Source organism: Kitasatospora sp. NPDC093102, assembly GCF_040683915.1.
GTDB lineage: Bacteria > Actinomycetota > Actinomycetes > Streptomycetales > Streptomycetaceae > Kitasatospora.
In genome coordinates, this window is sequence record NZ_JBFBFA010000002.1 from 136,549 (window position 1) to 153,137 (window position 16,589).

Below are 16,589 nucleotides of genomic sequence, written 5' to 3' on the forward strand. Positions count from 1 at the left end.
GCGCGGGGGCGGAACCTTAAGCGGGTCTCAAGGCCCGGCAGCACCTCTTGACGGGCGAGTTGGTCTAGTCCATTTTTATTGCCCAGGTGCAGGGAGCCCCTGAACCGGCGTCAGAAGCCTTGTGCTGCTGGCGCCGGTTCGGCACATCCCGGTAGTCCGTCATGGTCCGACCCGCTCGATTCCCCACCCATGCCTGTCATGTCCCGGTCGTCCGGCCCCACCCCGGACGCGTGCCCCCGGGGCGACGGGAACCCCCACAACCAGGAGTCACGCACCCATGCTGCGCTCACGCATTGAAAGGGCCGGGACCCCGGCTCCGCAGGGCGGCCGCCGACGCCGCCCCAAGAGCATGGCCGCCGTCGCGGCCGGCACCACCGCCTCCCTGCTGCTCGGCGCCGGCCTCGCGCTGTCCGGCGGCGGCGCGGCCAACGCCGCGACCACCAACTCCACCGGTGCGCCCGCCACCAGCGGCGGCATCAAGGTCGCCTACTACGACCAGTGGTCGGTCTACGCGAACGCGTACTACCCCAAGACGATCCAGGCCACCGGCGTCGCCGGGAAGCTGGACTACCTGATCTACGACTTCGCCAACATCCACCCGACCGACCTGGGTTGTTTCGAGGCCACCAAGGCCGCGGACACGAACGACAACAACCCCAACGCGGGTGACGGCGCGGCGGACGCGTTCGCCGACTACCAGAAGAGCTTCGGCGCGGACATCTCGGTCGACGGCGTCGGTGACGTCTGGAACCAGCCGATCGCGGGCAACTTCAACCAGCTGAAGAAGCTGAAGGCGAAGAACCCGAACCTCAAGGTCCTGCTCTCGCTGGGTGGCTGGACCTACTCCAAGTACTTCTCGCCGGCCTCCGCCACGGACGCCTCGCGCAAGCACCTGGTGTCGTCCTGCATCGACATGTTCATCAAGGGCAACCTGCCCTCCGACGCCGGCTTCGGCGGCCCGGGCTCGGCGGCGGGCGTCTTCGACGGCATCGACATCGACTGGGAGTACCCGGGCGGCGGCGGCCACACCGGCAACATCTCCAGCCCGGCCGACAAGCAGAACTTCACCGCGCTGCTGAAGGAGTTCCGCACCCAGCTGGACGCCCAGGGCGCGGCCGACAAGAAGACCTACGCCCTGTCGGCGGCGGTCGGCGCCGGCCAGGACAAGATCATGAACGTCGAGACCGACAAGATCGGTCAGTACCTGACCTTCCTCGACGTCATGACCTACGACATGCACGGCGGCTGGGACGCGCAGGGGCCGACCAACCACCAGGCCGCGCTCTACTCGACCCCGGACGACCCGTCGACCCCGGCCAAGCCGGGCAACGGCAAGTACTCGATCGACAACGCCATCAAGGCGTGGACGGTCGGCGACAAGGAGTACGGCATCCCCGGCGGCTTCCCCGCCAACAAGATCAACATGGGTGTGCCGTTCTACTACCGCGGCTGGACCGGCGTGAAGGACAACGGCAAGCACGGCCTGTTCCAGCCCGCCACCCAGCCGGCGGCCGGCGCGGCGATGTCCGGCAACGTCCCCGGCATCCAGATGTACAAGGAGCTCGCGGGCTTCGTCGACAACCCGTCCAAGACCTTCTGGGACGACGCGGCCCAGGCCACGTACTTCTACGACGGCAACACCTTCTGGAGCGGTGAGGACGCCAAGTCGATCCAGGCCAAGCTCGACTACGCGCACTGCAACGGCCTCGGCGGCTCCTTCGCGTTCTCGCTGTACGACCTGGGCACCAAGACCGCCCTGTTCGACAAGATGGTGAGCGCCACCAACGGCTCCGCGGCCTCCTGCCCGGCCCCGCCGACCGGCACGCCGACCCCGACCCCGACCCCGACCCCGACCCCGACCCCGACCGGTACCCCCACGGGCACGCCGACCGGTACCCCGACCGGTACCCCCACGGGCACCCCGACCGGCACCCCGGCCACCTGCCCGAACGCCCCGAGCTGGGACGCGAACACCACCTACGCGGCCGGCGGCACCAAGGTCTCGTGGAAGGGCCACTACTACACCAACAAGTGGTGGACCAAGGGCGACGACCCGAGCCTGAGCGGCCAGTGGGGCGTCTGGACCGACAACGGTCCCTGCTGACGGCCGATCGGACCGCCGAGGGCCTGACGGACCCTCGCAGCACCTGAAGTGACGAGTCCGGCCCGCCGGGAGGAGCCTCCTCCCGGCGGGCCGGACTCGTCTGCCTTCCCGGGGCCTCCAGGGCCTCCGGGGTCAGGCCGGGTCGGTGGTGCGTCCGGGCGCGTCCGGCCGGCTCTCCTCGATCCGCCGCAGCATCCGGCCCAGCATCGCGGAGAGCGCGGCGCGCTCCTCGCCCGCGATGTCCTGGAGCAGTTCCTCCTCGAACACCGCCGCCATCCGCATCGACTCCAGCCACTTGTCGCGGCCGGTCTCGGTCAGCTCGATGATCACCCGCACCCGGTTGGTCTCGTCCCGTTCCCGGGTGACGAGGCCATCGGCCACCATCCGGTCGATCCGGTGCGTCATCGCCGCCGGGGTGAGCCCGAGCCGCTTGGCCAGCTCGCCCGGCCCCAGCTGGTACGGGCTGCCGGAGACCACCAGGGCCTTGAGCACCTCCCACTCGGCGGAGGTGATTCCGAGCACAGTCAGCTGCCGGTCGTACGCCACGCCCATCCGCCGGGAGACCCGGTTGAGGGTCTGCACGATCGTCTCCACCTGGGGGTCGACGGTGGGGAACTCCCTCTGGTAGAGGGCCACCTGCTCGGCGATGCCGAACTCCAGGGGGGTGGCCGGGGCGGGCTTGCCGGCTGCCGGCCGCGGCTTGTCCGTAGTCATGCGGACAGTGTCGCACGAGCGTGCACCCCTTAAGCCTTTGACTCCGTACTCTTCTGGTGCTAAGACTTTACCTCGTCAAACTTTAGCTCTGAAATCTTCTGGACTTAAGAGTATCCAGTTGAAACCAGGAAGGGATGTGCACGGTGACCGGCACGGTGAAGCAGCAGAGGCAGCAGCGGCGTGGAGCGGGCAGCCCGCTGCGCCGCGTCCAGATCGGCAACGCGCTCAGCGCGTTCGGCAGCGGGTTCACGATGCCGTACATGTTCGTGTACGTGGACCAGGTGCGCGGGCTGGGCTCGCTGGCGGCCGGGATGGTGTTCACCGTCTTCGCGCTGGCGGCCCTCGCCGTCCTCCCGTTCATCGGCCGCGGCATCGACAAGTACGGTCCCCGCCCGGTGCTGCTGGCCGGTGCGGCCCTCGCCGCCACCGGCGCGTTCGCCTTCGGCCACGCCACCGGCACCCCGGCCCTGCTGGTCTCCTCCTTCCTGTTCGGCGCGGGTGTCACCACCTGCCAGCCGGCGCTCGCCACGATGATCGTCCGCTGCTCCACGGTGGCCGCCCGCTCGCACGCCTTCGCGCTCCAGTTCACCCTGGTCAACCTGGGCATGGGCATCGGTGCGCTGGTCGGCGGGCAGATCGTGAACGTGGCCGACCCGGCCAGCCTCACCCGGCTGTTCACCATCGAGGCGGTGACCTTCCTCGGCCTCGCCCTGGTCACCGGCACCGCCCGGATGCCCCAGGCCCAGCTGACCGTCGTCCAGGAGCGGACCGACGGCCCGACCGGGCTGCGCGCGCTGGTCGCCGACAAGGCGATGCTGCGGCTCTGCCTGCTCGCCGGGCTGATCTTCTTCACCTGCTACGGCCAGTTCGAGTCCGGCGTCGCGGCCTTCGCCACCGACACCGTCGGCACCGCGCCCTCCACCCTGGGCTTCGCGATCGGCGCCAACGCGCTGACCATCGTGGTGCTGCAGATGTTCGTCGTGCGGATCACCGCGCGCCGCCGCCGCACCACCGCGATGGCTGCGGCCGGCGTGGTCTGGCTCGGTGCCTGGGCGATGGCCCTGGTGGCCGGCCTGATCCGGACCGAGACCATGGCCGCCACGGTCGCCATCGTCTCGATCTACGCCCTCTTCGGTGTCGGCGAGTCGCTGCTCGCGCCCACCATGGGCCCGATCGTCGCGGACCTCGCCCCGGCCCGGCTGCTCGGCACCTACAACGCCGGGTACGCCCTGGTGAAGCAGATCGCGGTCGCGGTCGGCCCGGCCGTCGGCGTGCTGCTGGTCGGCTCCGGCACCTGGCCGCTCTACCTGGCGGCCATGGCGGGCTCCACGCTGCTGATCGTCGCCCTGGCGCTGCGGCTGCGCCCGCACCTCACGCCGGAGCAGGACAACGCGGCCCCGGTCGTGGTCCGCGCCCTCCCGGTCCGGGAGCTCCAGACCGCCGCGTAGCGGAAAGGCCCGCAAAGGTGTTCGAAACGGGCGTCGGCCAGGTCACCTGGTCGGCGCCCGTCGCGCTTGGCTTCGCGCGCACCGCCACATAGTGTCGGTGGCTGTTGACCGCCCGGCCCGGCCGGAGTGGCAGGACCCGGGCGGAGCCAGGACCCGGGCAGAACAGACAGGCGAATCGGCGAGGCTATGACGCAAGCGGCGCTCACGCACCCACCGGTGGCTCCGGCCCCCGCCGCCCCGGCACCGGCCCCGCGCGGGGGCCTGGTCCGCTGGGCGGCCGACCGCTCCGGGTGGCTCGGTCCGATCGCCGTCGCGCTCTTCGCCGGCCTGCTGCGGTTCTGGAACCTCGGCTACCCCAACGCGTTCGTCTTCGACGAGACGTACTACCCCAAGGACGCCTGGTCGCTGCTCCAGCAGGGCTACGAGGGCACCTGGCCCGACCACGCCAACGCCGACATCCTCTCCGTCCCGCAGTCGATCCCGCTGAGCTCCGCGCCCGAGTTCATCGCGCACCCGCCGCTCGGCAAATGGGTGATGGCGATCGGCGAGCAGCTGTTCGGGCTGAACCCCTTCGGCTGGCGGTTCATGACCGCCCTGCTCGGCACCGTCACCGTGCTGATGCTGGCCCGGATCGGCCGCCGCCTCTTCGGCTCCACCCTGATCGGCTGCACCGCCGCGCTGCTGATGTCGGTGGACGGCCTCCAGCTGGTGATGAGCCGGGTCGGCCTGCTCGACGGCATCCAGATGTTCTTCGTGCTCGCCTCCTTCGGCAGCCTGCTGATCGACCGCGACCACACCCGCGCCCGGCTCGCCGGGGCCGGCGCCGTCGGGAACGCCGACACGGTCCGGCTCGGGTGGCGCCCCTGGCGGATCGCCGCCGGGGTGTTCGTCGGCGCCGCCTGCGCGGTCAAGTGGAACGGCGCCCCGATCCTCGCCGCCTTCGGCATCCTGACCGTCCTGTGGGACCAGTCCGGCCGCCGCGGCGCCGGCGCCCGCCGCCCCTGGCGTTCCATGCTGCGCCGGGACGCCGTTCCCGCTTTCCTCGCCATGGTCGGCTCCGCCGTGGTGGTGTACGTCGGCGCCTGGAGCGGCTGGCTGGCCGCCGGCGGAAACGGCGGGGGCGGTTACGACCGGCACTGGGCCGACGGGCGCGCCGGGCTCTCCCCGGACAGCGTCCTCGGGATCCCGCTGCCGCAGGTCTCGATGAGCTGGGTGCCCGCGCCGCTGCGCAGCCTGTGGCACTACCACTCGCAGATGTACGACTTCAACACCGGTCTGAGCACCCCGCACACCTACCAGTCCAACCCCTTCGCCTGGCTGGTCGACGGCCGCCCGGTCTCGATGTACTGGGAGCAGGTCCCGTACGGGCAGCGCGGCTGCACCTCCTCGGGCGGCTGCGCGGCGCAGATCCTCGGCCTCGGCACGCCGTTCCTGTGGTGGACGGCCTGCTTCGCGCTGGTCTACCTGCTGTGGCGCTGGTTCTTCCGGCGGGACTGGCGCTCGGGCGCGGTGCTGTGCGCAGTGGCCGGGATCTACCTGCCCTGGTTCCAGTACCAGGAGCGGACGATCTTCTCCTTCTACATGGTCGTGCTGGTGCCGTTCCTGTGCCTGGCCGTCGCCCAGATGCTCGGGGCGATGCTCGGCCCGGCCGGGTGCAGCCCCGAGCGCCGCCGGATCGGGGCGATCGGGGCCGGGGCGATCGTGCTCGCGATCGTCGGCTGCTTCGCCTTCTTCTACCCGCTGTACACGGCGGAGGTGATCCCGATGTCGTCCTGGCAGGACCGGATGTGGTTCACCAGCTGGATCTGAAGGGCCGGATCTGATGGTCCCGGCGGACTTGGCCGTCCCAACGATGCCAGCCGACCTGGCGATCCCGGCGATCCCGGCGACCCCCGCGGACCTGGCCGTCCCCGCGGACCTGGCAGCCTCCGGTGGTCAGCTGCTGCCGGTCACCCCGGTGCTCGGGGTGGTCACCGCGGTGCTGCTGCTGGCCGCCGTCGCGGTGGCCGGGCGGGGCCTGCTCGGCCACGGGCACGCGGTGCTGCGGGCCGGTTTGCGTGCGGTGGTGCAGCTGGCGGCCGTTGCCGCGGTGATCACCTGGGTGGTCGGTTCGCTCTGGTGGTCGGCGCTGTTCGTGCTGCTGATGTTCTCGGTCGCGGTGCGCACCGCCGGGCGGCGGATGACCCCGGGCCCGGGCTGGGTCTGGGCGGCCGCCCCGATCGGCGCGGGCGTGCTGCCGATGCTCGCCCTGCTGCTGGGCGTCGGGCTGCTGCCGGCCGAGGGCCTGTCCGTCATCCCGGTCGCGGGCATCCTGATCGGCGGTGCGCTCAGCGCGACCTCGCTGGCGGGGCGGCGGGCCCTGGACGAGCTGCGGTTGCGGCGCGGCGAGGTGGAGGCCGCGCTGGCGCTCGGCTTCGAGGAGCGCGAGGCGCGGCTGGAGATCTGCCGGACGGCGGCGGCGACCTCGCTCGTCCCGGCGCTGGACCAGACCCGGACGGTGGGCCTGGTCACCCTGCCCGGGGCGTTCGTCGGGATGCTGCTGGGCGGGGCCTCGCCGGTCCAGGCGGGGGCGGTGCAGCTGTTCGTCCTGATCGCGTTGCTGGCGGTGGAGTCGGTGGCGATCGTGGTGGTGCTGGAACTGGTCGGGCGCGGGCTGGTCGCGGCCGAACCGGCCGGGGGCGCCCGGTAGGCGGGTCCGTCCCCGGGGCCGGGGCGATGCGGGTCCGGTGGGGCCGCCGACCTCGTCGGACGGGCCGGTCGACGACGTCCGGTAGGCTTGGAGCCGTTGAAGGGGAGTAGCCCTCCACCGGACCGTCGACATACTGGCCCCCAGGGGCCCGGCGCCCGGGGCACCGCTCGAAGAGCGTTGCCGGCGAGACCTTCGGCCGCAGTGCTGTGACCATGACCAGTGCTGTCGGGCCGAGGCGTCCCCTGACGGAGCTGCGGCGGCCAGGCAGCCCGACCGAGGAACCCTTGATGAGTCTGACCGTTGCCGCGTTGACCTTCGGCATCATCTTCCTGGCCGAACTGCCGGACAAGACCGCGCTGGCCAGCCTGGTGCTCGGCACCAAGTACCGTGCGAGCTACGTCTTCGCGGGCATCGCCGCCGCCTTCGCCCTCCAGGTGGGCCTCGCGCTCGCCGCCGGGCACCTGCTCTCGCTGCTGCCGCACCGCTGGGTGGAGGGCGTCACCGGCGTGCTGTTCCTGGTCGGCGCGGGGATGCTGCTGTTCCACGGAGGCGAGGACGGGGACGAGCACGCGGCCAAGGAGCCGTCCTCGAACAGCTTCTGGAAGGTGGCCGGGGCCAGCTTCGTGGTGGTCGCGGTCGCCGAGTTCGGCGACCTGACCCAGATCATGACCGCCAACCTGGCCGCCAAGTACGCCGACCCGCTGGCCGTCGGCCTCGGCTCCTGGCTGGCGCTGTGCGCGGTCGGCGGGATCGCCATCGTGGGCGGGCAGAAGCTGCTCAAGTACGTGCCGATGAAGCTGATCATCCGGGTGGCGGCGACGATCATGGTGGTGCTGGCGGGCATCAGCATCTTCGGCGCGATCACCGGCTGATCTCCGGGCCGACCGCCGGCCGGTCTTCGGGCCGATCGCCGGCCGACGCCCCGCCGTCAGCAGGTGGCGTGCTGCTCCAGGGCGGCGCGGGTGTTGGGCCCGAAGACGCCCCGCTTGTCGCCCTTGACGTTCCACTTCCACTGGACGTAGCCGACGGTGTTCACCGTGATGTCGTCGTACACCCCGGTCACCGGTATGGACGCGAAGCACTCGACGGCGCGGGCGAGTTTCTGCTGGAGGTCGGTGACGTCGGGGCCGCTCATCCCGTACTGCAGGACCCGCGGGGTCGGGGTGGCGGCGGGTGTCGGGACCGGGGCGGGGGGTGCGGGTGCGGTCGGCGTGGGGGCCGGGGCGGGGAGAGCGGCCGGGGCCTCGGCGGTCGGTGTGGCGGCCGGCGCGGAGGTGGCCGTCTTCGTCGGGCTCGGCTTGCGGGTGGGGGTGGGCGTCGGGCTCGGCACCTCGCCGGTCGGTGCCACCGTGCTCGGGGCGGGCGCCGCCAGGGTGGGCGGGTCCACCGGCGCGGGCGCCAGGGTGCTCGTCGGCAGCGGCTGCGCCTGCTTGACAGACGGCTCGCCGGAGGGCGTCACCGCGTACGCGACGCCGATGGTGAGCGCTACCAGGGCGGCGCCGATCCCGGCGAGCAGCCCCTTGCGCCGGGCGAGCGGGTGCCGGTCGGCCTGCTCGGCCGCCCGTCTGGCGGCCCGGCCGCCGCCGGCCTCCGGCCCGGGCGTGTCCGGGGCCTGCCCGAAGGGGAAGAGGCCGATCTCGTTCCCGTAGGGCCCTGTCGTCGGCCCTGTTGCCGGCGCCTGCGGCTGCGCGGCCGCCGGGTACCCGCCCGGCCCGGTGGGCGGCACCGGCGGCAGCACGGCGGTGGCGTAGGCGTCGGCGTCCGGCCCGAGCGGGGCCTGCCCCGGGGCGACGGGCGGCAGGACGGTGGTGGCGTAGGCGTCGGCGTCCGGCCCGAGTGGTGGAGCGGCCGGCGGCCCGGGCTGCCCCGGGGGGACCGGCGGCAGCACCGTGGTCGCGAACGGGTCCACCACCGGCGCGTCCGGGTGGGCCTCGTCGGCCACCTGACCGGCGGCCTGCGGGACGTACGGGCGGACCAGCGGCGGGCCTTCGAGGTGGGGCAGGACGGCGGTCTCGGTGAGGCCCGGGTCCGGGACGCAGCCGCACCCGGTGGAGCGTGCGGTGCCGCACGTCGGGCAGTGCTGGTCCGGCATCGGCCGGTCCTCCTCGGGGTCGCGTCGACTTCGCGGGCGGTCGTTCGGTTGTTCGGTCGTTCGGCGCACGTTCCGGGCGGGCCCGGGCGCACGATCGCGCCTGATTATGCAGGACCGCCCGAAGGGTGGACAGGGGCGTCCGTCCCCGGTCGGGAGTGTTGTGCCGGTTGGTGCCGGTTGGCTCCTCGGGGAACGCCCGGGGCGCGGCGGTTGTCCCCGGCGCTTACGCTCGGCTCAACCCGACGGAACAAATCGGGATGAACAGGCCAGCACTGTGAGCTGGGAGTGATCATCCGCACGGCCCGGCCGACGGGCCGGCCCGCGACCCCACGGAGACGCCATGCCCACGGAGACGTCGTGATGTCGACGGAGACGCCGTGCGTGCCCGTGGAGACGGCGTGCACCCCCGCGAAGACGCCGTGCACTCCCGCGGAGACGCCATGACCGATCCACACGCCGCGTCCGACCGCAGCCGCGCGGGCGAGCCCGGCCCGCCGGCGGTCACCGTCCCCAACCTCTGGGTGCCGATCGGCGCCCTGCTGCTGGCGATGCTGCTCGCCGCCCTCGACCAGACCATCGTCTCCACCGCGCTGCCGACCATCGTCAGCGACCTCGGCGGCCTCGAGCACCTCTCCTGGGTGGTCACCGCCTACCTGCTGGCCTCCACCGCCGCCACCCCGCTGTGGGGCAAGCTCGGCGACATGTACGGCCGGAAGCGCTTCTTCCAGGCCTCCATCGTGATCTTCCTGGTCGGCTCGGTGCTGTGCGGGATCGCCCAGAACATGGGCGAGCTGATCGCCTTCCGGGCGCTCCAGGGCCTGGGCGGCGGCGGGCTGATCGTGCTCTCCCAGGCGATCGTCGGCGACCTCGTCGCGCCCCGGGACCGCGGCCGCTACCAGGGCCTGTTCGGCGCCGTGTTCGGCGTCACGAGCGTGCTCGGGCCGCTGCTCGGCGGGCTGTTCGTCGACCACCTCAGCTGGCGCTGGGTCTTCTACATCAACCTGCCGGTCGGTGTCGTCGCCCTGGTGGTGATCGCGGCGGTGCTGCACGGGCTGGAGGTCCGGCGGGAGCACCGGATCGACTACCTGGGCACCGTCCTGATCGCCGCGGTCGCCACCTGCCTGGTGCTGATGACCTCGCTCGGCGGGACCACCTGGGCCTGGAGTTCCTGGCAGATCGTCGGCCTCGGGGTGCTCGGGCTGGTGCTGCTGCTCGCCTTCGCCCTGGTCGAGCGGACCGCGGTGGAGCCGGTGCTGCCGCTACGGCTGTTCCGCTCGCGGACGTTCAGCCTGGTCGCGGTGATCTCCTTCGTGGTCGGCTTCGCGATGTTCGGCGCGCTGACCTACCTGCCGACCTTCCTCCAGGTGGTCCATCGGGTCTCGCCCACCCTGTCCGGTATCCACATGCTGCCGATGGTGCTCGGCATGCTGCTCACCTCGATCGGTTCCGGCCAGATCGTCGCCCGTACCGGTCACTACCGGATCTTCCCGATCGCCGGCACGGCCGTGACCACCATCGGGCTGCTGCTGCTCTCCCGGCTGGACGAGCACAGCAGCACCGCCGAGATGAGCGTCTACTTCCTGGTCTTCGGTCTCGGACTGGGCCTGGTGATGCAGGTGCTGGTGCTGATCGTGCAGAACTCGGTCGGCTACGAGGACCTCGGCGTGGCCACCGCGGGCGCCACCTTCTTCCGCTCCATCGGGGCGTCCTTCGGCGTTTCCATCTTCGGGACGGTCTTCGCGAGCGGACTGCGCAGCCGGCTCGCCGACGCCCTGGCGGGCGTGCCACTGCCGCCCGGCTTCCGGCCGGAGGCCATCACCTCCGACCCGCGGGTCATCTCCCGGCTGCCGGCCGCCGTCCAGCAGGGGGTCTACCACGCGTACGCAGAGTCGATCACCCGGGTGTTCCTGTACGCGGTGCCGGTCGCGCTGGTCGCCTTCGTACTGTCGCTGTTCCTGCGCGAACAGAAGCTGCGTTCCACCGTCACCGCGCCGGACCTGAGCGAGTCCATCGGGCTCAACCCGGTCGAGCGCACCTCGCTGGACGAGATCGCCCGCGCGCTCTCGGTGCTGAACAGCCGCGAGGCCCGGCGCGACCTCTTCCGGCGGATCACCGAGACCGCCGGACTGGACCTGCTGCCCGCCTCCAGCTGGCTGCTCCTCCAGATGCACCAGCACGGCTCGGTCGAGCCGGCCGAACTGGCAGAGCGGCGGATCATCCCGGTCGCCGTCATCGAGGAGGCCGTCCGGGAGGTGGAGAGCCGGGGGCTCGCGGCGCGGACCGACAACCTGCCGCTGAGGCTCACCGAACCGGGGGAGGAGGTGGCGCTGCGACTGGTCGCCGCCCGGCGCACCCAACTCGCCGAACTCCTGGGGGACTGGGACGAGCAGCGGTACGCCGAGCTCGCCGGGCTGCTGAACCGGCTCAGCTCCTCACTGTGTGCGGGCCTGCGCGACCGGCCGGACTCGTCGGGGCCGGAGCCGCCGTACCGTGGGGAGGGGCGGTCGTTCTGACGGCCTGAAGGACTGCGGGCCCGTGACTGGGAAGGGTGGTGCGGCATGCCGCTCGAAATCGAGCGCAAGTTCCTGCTGGGCTCCTTCGAGCCGCCGGAGACGGCGGTGCGGCAGCACATCGAGCAGGGGTACATCGCCATCAAGGACGACGGGACGGAGGTGCGGCTGCGGCGGATCGGCGGCAGCGGCGTCCTCGGCGTCAAGCGCAAGGCGTCCTCGGCCGGCGCTCCCGTACGGATCGAGGTGGAACGCGCGCTCGGGGAGCAGGAGTTCACCGAGCTCTGGCCGGCCACCGAGGGCGCCCGGCTGGTCAAGGACCGGTACACCTTCGACTCGTCCGGCGTCACGGTCTACGTGGACGTCTACCAGGGGGAGTTGGCCGGGCTGCGCACCGTCGAGGTCGAGTTCGGCTCGGAGGCCGAGGCGGAGGCGTTCTCGGCGCCGGACTGGTTCGGCGCCGAGATCACCGGCGTGAAGGCGTACAAGAACCAGACCCTCGCGACCAGCGGGATGCCCAAGTCCTGACGCACCCAAGGGCGCTGATCGCCTACGGCGCGCCGAACCAGCGCGGGGTGTCGAGGCGGAACGGGTCGCCGGGCGCGAGCAGGCGCAGGCCGTCCTCCAGCTGTCGCAGCTGCTCCTCGCCTAGGGCTGCCGACCACTCCTCGCGCAGCTCGTCGAAGATCCGGGCCGAGCGGAGCAGGCAGTCCATGCCGCGCTCGGTGAGCCGGACCAGCTTGCGCCGGGTGTCGGCCGGGTCGGCGGCGCGCTCGACGTAGCCGAGCTGCTCCAGGTTGTCGATGGTCTTGCCCGCCGCCTGCTTGGTGACGCCGAGCCGACGCCCGAGTTCGGAGGCGGTGGTGCCGTGCGGGCCGATCGCCTGGAAGACGAATCCGTGCATCGGGCGCAGGTCGGGGTGGCCCTCGCGGGCGATGCGCTCGTGCAGTTCGTCGATGATCGTCCGGAAGGCGAGCAGTAGGCGCAGCGGCAGTTCGAAGCCCGGCCGGGGCGGTTCGCTTGACACGATAGACAACCTCATTGACCATATAGACAACTTCATTGTCCATCTTAGGGGGCTCCTTCGCCATGCCCGTCATCCGCCGGACCGACGCCCGCCGCACCGAGACCCCGAACGCCCGCATGACCACCTACGCCTCGCCCACCCAGGGCTCCACCTGGCTCGCCGTCTGGCACGTCGACATGACCGCCGGCGCCCAGGGCCCGCCGCACGCCATGGACACCGAGCAGGTCTGGACCCTGCTCACCGGCACCGCCCGGGTCGACCTGGCGGGGGAGGTCTTCACCCTCGCTGCCGGCGACACCGCCGTCCTCCCCGCCGACGCCGCCCGCCAGATCGCCACCGACACCGGCTTCACCGCCGTGGTCGCCTCCCCGTCCCCCGCCCACGCCTACAATCCCGACGCCTGGACCCCCGACGGTGCCTGTGCCCTTGCCCCGCGCGACGACCAGCGCGTTCTCCCGCCGTGGATCGCCTGAGCCTTACGGGGACGGAGATGGGGATAGGGACGGCCGAGGCTCGCCCGCGGCCGTCCCCGCTCGTCGGGCCTCGTTACTGCTCGTCCTCGAGGTCGTCCCGCAGGTCGTCCAGATTCTGCTGGCCCTGTTGCTGGGCCTGGGCGGCCTTCTGCTGAGCTTCGTCACTCTGTTGCGGTTTCTGCTGACCGAGGCGTTGCTTCGCTTCCTCCTCCGCCTGCTGGGCCTTGTCCCGGAACTTGTCGCCGATACCCATGACCACTGCTCCCCTGTCCGTCGGGTTCTGGGCTCTACCTCCAGGCTGGCACTCCGGCCCCGTCCTCGCACACGGGCGCTTCGCTACCAACCGTAACCATCGTGCCTGTGGACCGCCCGGCCGTGAGGTGTAGGAGACTGCTCCCCGTAGGCAGTCACCGGACCGGCGGCCGCACCAGCGACCCCGGCGGAGCAGAAGGAGCGCCATGTCCGTCGTCAAGATCAACGTCCTGACGGTACCGGCCGAGCAGCGCGAGGTGCTGGAGCAGCGCTTCGCCTCCCGGGCCGGCGCGGTGGAGAACTCGGACGGCTTCGAGTGGTTCGAACTCCTCCGCCCGGTCGAGGGCACCGACCAGTACCTCGTCTACACCCGCTGGCGCGACGAGGAGTCCTTCCAGGCCTGGATGGAGGGCCCCATGAAGGCGGCCCACCAGCACGGCGGTGAGGGCGACGCCCCCAAGCGCCCGGCCGCCTCCGGCTCCACCCTCTGGTCCTTCGAGGTCGTCCAGTCCGCGGGCCCCAAGAACGCCTGAACTGTCCCGCACCTTCGGGCCCTTCCCCTGAACGGGGCAGGGCCCGAAGTGTCTTTCAGCTGCCCGCGATGATCGAGAGGTGCGCGGCGGCAGATGTGGACAGGCTGTCGAGGAGGGCTCGGCCCTTGGCCGCCGTTCCGAGGGAAGGCTGTCCGATGATGCCGTTTTTGGTGTAGCCGGCCATGCCGAGCGTGAGCAGGTGCGGGCGCTCAGGTGCGGAGTGGTCGTCCTGCTCGATGCCCTCGCGGATGAGCTCCGGGGCACCGTGAAGGAGGAGGGACACCTCCAGTTCGCCGCCGTGCATGTCCTCGGCGCCGCTGCTCTCCAGCCCGGCGGCTTCGCGGGCCTGGTGCCAGTCCTCGCGGACGGGGAAGAGGGCGACGCGCGGGCCAGAGGTGTTCGCCTCCTGCACGACGTTGGAGAGGACGTAGTTGCCGCCGTGGCCGTTCACGATGAGCAGTCCGGGGACGCCGGACGCCTGGAGTGACTTCCAGATGTCGTTGACGACGGCGTAGAGCGTGGCGGCGCTGATGCTGACGGTGCCCGGCATGTGGGCGTGCTCGTGCGAGCAGGACACCGTAATGGGAGGTAGGAGGAACAGGTCGTAGTCGGCGGCGATCCGCTGGGCGATCAGGCTGGCGACAACGGTGTCCGTGGTGAGCGGCAGGTGGTCGCCGTGCTGCTCGAAGCTGCCGACTGGCAGCACAGCGACCTTGGCGCCGCGCCGGCGTTCGTCTGCGGAGGTGGCGGCCGTGATCAGTGCGTCCATGGCCCCACCTTCTCTCATCAGCTCGTCGCAGGTCGAGAGGAAGTCGTGCCGCTCATCAGCTTCAAGCGACCGGTGAAGGTGGCGACTTCGGTCACGGTGCTCCACCGCTGGAGGGCCTTGTCGGCGGCGGACAGCTCCGTCATCGTCCGGGCGGACTCGGTGTCGATGGCGATCGACAACGCGCGGTCCGCCGCCGCGGCGGCCTGCTCCGGCTTGCCAGACGCTGCATAGGCGCGTGCCAGTCGTGAGAGGTAAACGCCCTGGTCGTTGCGGTAGATCGGAGGCAGGATTCGAAGTTCGGCCTCGAACATGCCTACGGCCGTTCGCGGATCCCCGAGTTCGATCAGGCAGTTCGCGCGCTGCATCTCGATGTAGGTCGGGGTGCAGTACGCCAGATCAAGGGCGTCGTCCGCATGCGAGTCGTCCGGTTCGGCGGCGAGTTCGTGGGCCTCGTCGAACTTCGTCTCCGCGAAGCGCAGGTTGCCCATGAGAGCGTGGCCCTGTGCCTCCTGCTGGGCAGCGAGAGCACGGATGCGAAGCGTGGCGCCGGCCGACCGCTGGGCAGCGCGGGCAAGGCTGACGGCTTTCTGCGTGTTGCGTTGAGCGGTGGCCTGGTTGCTCTTCCGGAAGAGCACGTAGGCGGCCATGACGTCGTCGCCGGTCTCCTGCGCCCACTCCATGGCGCGGTCCGACCAGTAGAGGGCCTGGTCGAAGTCCCCGAGATCCTGGTTCAACCAGCCCAGGAACTCCGCGGTACGGGCGCCGATGGTGAGGAGTTCATCGCGGGCGCGGCCGCCTACGTTCTGCTGAAGGCGGTCGAGCAACTGGACGTGCCGGGTCACCGCGTCGAGCGCGTGGCGGGAGCCGAGAAGGTTCGCAGCTTTGTAGTGACCAGGCATGAGCCCGCGCAGATGGCTGACGAAGAAGTCGGGGTCGATCGGTGCGCTGAGCCCCTGCCCGCTGATGGAGGGCTCGATCGGTCGCTGCCGGGTCCGGGGGACTGGTACTTCCTGCTCCCATTCCCGAGAAGCCAACCCGAGCATGTGTCCAGGGATGTGCAGCCCGTCCGCGATGCGCTCGATGAGATCGATCTTCTCGATCTTGGGCTTGCCCGCCATGACTTCGCCGACGCGGCTCGGGGTCATGTCACAGGCGCGGGCGATGAGCGAGGGATAGATCCCGGCCAGCTTGAGCAGCCGGAAGACGGTGGCGAAGTCTCGTCTTCGGCAGGCGGTGATCATCTCCGGGTTGGACAGCAGGCCCGCGGGGAGCCGGTCCGGTACGCGCGCCTCGGTCACCACTGCCCCCGCTGTAGATCAGCACTCTCTGCAAGGAAGTTGATTACCTGTGAGTTTACCCACGTCGGGTAACCAGCTTGGGTACGAAGTCCGCATTCCCTCCCGGCACCCTGGCGTCAAAGGCCGGAACGTCCATGTTCGGGCCGCCCTTTGGGCATCGGGAGGCGGTGCACGTGATCAGCTCGGGGAACTCCCACGACGGCTCCGAACCCTACAAGCCGGCCGTCGGAATACCCGCGTTCGAGGCGAACCTCGCGTGGCACAGGCGGTCCGCCGCGGTGGCCAGGAACCACCTGCGCGATTTCCTGCAGAACATCCCGGGCGGTGCGGCCTTCATGGGTGACGGCCAACTGGTGCTCGGTGAACTGGTGGCCAACGCGGTGGTGCACGCGCGGGTGTCGCCCGGACGCGAGATCGCCGTCCGGTTCGAGGTGGTCTGCGACCACCTGCGGATCGAGGTGCACGACGCGAGCAGCGAGAAGCCCGCGATCCGACGCGCCACCGACCCGGACGACCTCTCGGGGCGCGGGATGCACCTGGTGGAAGTCCTCTCCCTGGAATGGGGCTTCGAGCCCCGGCCCGAAGGCATCGGAAAGATCGTTTGGGCCCTGGTGGGCCCGGAAGGCGGTGTGGAATGAGCAGGCAGGCACCTGGGGCGGTGGCGCGGTGCTTCTACTGCG

General features: G+C 71.2%; 16 protein-coding genes. 10 read left to right on the top strand and 6 right to left on the bottom strand.

Translation table 11 applies throughout. The annotated features are described in order from the left end of the window. Positions 1–349 precede the first annotated feature (349 nt). Positions 350–2,104, top strand: coding sequence for a glycosyl hydrolase family 18 protein (locus tag AB0O11_RS03970; RefSeq protein ID WP_363381992.1), 1,755 nt, complete (start codon positions 350–352; stop codon positions 2,102–2,104). Between the two features lie 132 nt (positions 2,105–2,236). Here AB0O11_RS03970 and AB0O11_RS03975 read toward each other — a convergent pair whose 3' ends face one another. Next, positions 2,237–2,818: a MarR family transcriptional regulator gene (locus AB0O11_RS03975; RefSeq protein ID WP_363381471.1), complete on the bottom strand. Its 582-nt coding sequence runs from the start codon at positions 2,816–2,818 to the stop codon at positions 2,237–2,239. 143 nt (positions 2,819–2,961) lie between these two features. On the opposite strand from AB0O11_RS03975, the gene AB0O11_RS03980 reads away from it, so the two are divergent. From AB0O11_RS03980 to AB0O11_RS03995, 4 genes are all read left to right on the top strand, one after another. Next, positions 2,962–4,266 (top strand): MFS transporter, encoded by a 1,305-nt coding sequence (locus AB0O11_RS03980; RefSeq protein ID WP_363381473.1) that lies wholly within the window; start codon positions 2,962–2,964, stop codon positions 4,264–4,266. A 261-nt stretch (positions 4,267–4,527) separates the two neighbouring features. Continuing rightward, positions 4,528–6,075 (top strand): phospholipid carrier-dependent glycosyltransferase, encoded by a 1,548-nt coding sequence (locus tag AB0O11_RS03985; protein ID WP_363381995.1) that lies wholly within the window; start codon positions 4,528–4,530, stop codon positions 6,073–6,075. A 43-nt stretch (positions 6,076–6,118) separates the two neighbouring features. Further along, positions 6,119–6,955: an ABC transporter permease gene (locus AB0O11_RS03990; protein WP_363381475.1), complete on the top strand. Its 837-nt coding sequence runs from the start codon at positions 6,119–6,121 to the stop codon at positions 6,953–6,955. Positions 6,956–7,239: 284 nt separating this feature from the next. After that, a complete protein-coding gene (locus tag AB0O11_RS03995) occupies positions 7,240–7,827 on the top strand; it encodes a TMEM165/GDT1 family protein (protein ID WP_363381477.1) in 588 nt (195 codons plus the stop codon). Positions 7,828–7,883: 56 nt separating this feature from the next. Here AB0O11_RS03995 and AB0O11_RS04000 read toward each other — a convergent pair whose 3' ends face one another. Beyond that, complete coding sequence (locus AB0O11_RS04000; RefSeq protein ID WP_363381479.1) at positions 7,884–9,047, bottom strand: peptidoglycan-binding protein; 1,164 nt, start codon at positions 9,045–9,047, stop codon at positions 7,884–7,886. Between the two features lie 440 nt (positions 9,048–9,487). On the opposite strand from AB0O11_RS04000, the gene AB0O11_RS04005 reads away from it, so the two are divergent. Both AB0O11_RS04005 and AB0O11_RS04010 read left to right on the top strand, forming a co-directional pair. Next, complete coding sequence (locus tag AB0O11_RS04005) at positions 9,488–11,560, top strand: MDR family MFS transporter (protein ID WP_363381481.1); 2,073 nt, start codon at positions 9,488–9,490, stop codon at positions 11,558–11,560. A gap of 45 nt (positions 11,561–11,605) precedes the next feature. Further along, complete coding sequence (locus AB0O11_RS04010) at positions 11,606–12,085, top strand: adenylate cyclase (protein ID WP_224278128.1); 480 nt, start codon at positions 11,606–11,608, stop codon at positions 12,083–12,085. Positions 12,086–12,107: 22 nt separating this feature from the next. Here the strand turns inward: AB0O11_RS04010 and AB0O11_RS04015 are convergent, their stop codons facing one another. Next, positions 12,108–12,584 (bottom strand): MarR family winged helix-turn-helix transcriptional regulator, encoded by a 477-nt coding sequence (locus tag AB0O11_RS04015; protein WP_363381483.1) that lies wholly within the window; start codon positions 12,582–12,584, stop codon positions 12,108–12,110. A 35-nt stretch (positions 12,585–12,619) separates the two neighbouring features. Here AB0O11_RS04015 and AB0O11_RS04020 point away from each other — a divergent pair, with 35 nt between their 5' ends. Beyond that, entirely contained in the window at positions 12,620–13,057 is a 438-nt protein-coding gene (locus AB0O11_RS04020; RefSeq protein ID WP_363381485.1) for a cupin domain-containing protein, read from the top strand. Positions 13,058–13,130: 73 nt separating this feature from the next. On the opposite strand, the gene AB0O11_RS04025 is transcribed toward AB0O11_RS04020, so the two are convergent. After that, positions 13,131–13,310 carry a hypothetical protein gene (locus AB0O11_RS04025; RefSeq protein ID WP_363381487.1) on the bottom strand — a complete coding sequence of 60 codons (180 nt, stop codon included), beginning with the start codon at positions 13,308–13,310 and terminating at the stop codon, positions 13,131–13,133. 205 nt (positions 13,311–13,515) lie between these two features. Here AB0O11_RS04025 and AB0O11_RS04030 point away from each other — a divergent pair, with 205 nt between their 5' ends. Beyond that, on the top strand, positions 13,516–13,842 hold the full coding sequence (locus AB0O11_RS04030; protein WP_363381488.1) for an antibiotic biosynthesis monooxygenase: 327 nt from the start codon (positions 13,516–13,518) through the stop codon (positions 13,840–13,842). Positions 13,843–13,897: 55 nt separating this feature from the next. On the opposite strand, the gene AB0O11_RS04035 is transcribed toward AB0O11_RS04030, so the two are convergent. Next, the gene (locus AB0O11_RS04035) at positions 13,898–14,611 is read right to left on the bottom strand and encodes a creatininase family protein (protein WP_363381489.1); all 714 of its coding nucleotides are present in this window, start codon (positions 14,609–14,611) and stop codon (positions 13,898–13,900) included. A gap of 17 nt (positions 14,612–14,628) precedes the next feature. After that, a complete protein-coding gene (locus AB0O11_RS04040) occupies positions 14,629–15,912 on the bottom strand; it encodes a tetratricopeptide repeat protein (RefSeq protein ID WP_363381491.1) in 1,284 nt (427 codons plus the stop codon). A 131-nt stretch (positions 15,913–16,043) separates the two neighbouring features. On the opposite strand from AB0O11_RS04040, the gene AB0O11_RS04045 reads away from it, so the two are divergent. Then, positions 16,044–16,547: an ATP-binding protein gene (locus AB0O11_RS04045; protein WP_363381493.1), complete on the top strand. Its 504-nt coding sequence runs from the start codon at positions 16,044–16,046 to the stop codon at positions 16,545–16,547. Positions 16,548–16,589 lie beyond the last annotated feature (42 nt).